This is a genomic window from Paenibacillus forsythiae T98 (genome assembly GCF_000520735.1).
In the GTDB taxonomy this organism is placed as follows: Bacteria; Bacillota; Bacilli; order Paenibacillales; family Paenibacillaceae; genus Paenibacillus_AQ; species Paenibacillus_AQ forsythiae.
Window position 1 is genome coordinate 1 of sequence record NZ_ASSC01000650.1, and the last position, 707, is coordinate 707.

1 protein-coding gene is annotated in these 707 nt (G+C 64.9%); it reads right to left on the reverse strand.

Translation table 11 applies throughout. From position 1 onward, the window contains the following. Positions 1–707: nucleotidyltransferase family protein (locus tag L692_RS0120160; protein ID WP_025701851.1), on the reverse strand; the 707-nt coding region annotated here is incomplete at both ends.

Sequence of the window (707 nt, forward strand, 5' to 3'; positions counted from 1 at the left end):
TGGCGCTCTGCTTCATTTGTTTGAGCAGGGATCGGCCGCTTTCCCGAAAGCCGAGCACGCGGATATATCCCGGCCCCTGCGACAGCACGCGGGGCGAGAATTCTTCCTTGCCATGATTCAGCAGAATGTGCAGCAGCATCCGCTGAAGCCGCGTGCGGGTGTAGCGCTTGCTCTTCAAGGCGGACAGCAGACCGCCAACGGTGAACTGCGGAAGCTCCGGCAGAATCCGCAGCAGGCGGTTCTCCAGTCCTTCATTTACATCCAGCAGTCCGGCCAGCTCGGCGGCGGAGCGGGTGGAGAGAATGTGCAGCAGCGGCGAGCGGAAGCTCTCCCAGTCCAGCGGCCCCCGGCCTTCCTGCTGCTCGCGCCGAAGAATGTCAAGGCTGTACTCCGGGATATATGCGGCCGGAGAACCGCCCTCGCGAAGCAGTGCGCGCAGCGCCGTCGCGCTGGCGATCTCGGTTCCGCTGCGGAGCGGTTCATGAAAGCCCGCTCCGAGACGGGGAACGGTCAGCGGAGCGATGCCGCTGCCGAGCCGCCTCAGGGCGATAAGGTAATGGAGGCCAAGGCTGTTGTTCGAGCCGCGAAGCAGCTCCGCAAGGCTGTCTTCGTTCATTTCCGAAGCGGAGCCGGGTCCGGGATGGTCAGCCGGACCGGCGGCGCTTTCGGCAGGAACGATAGAGCGGGCGGCAACTGGCCGAGGCTTG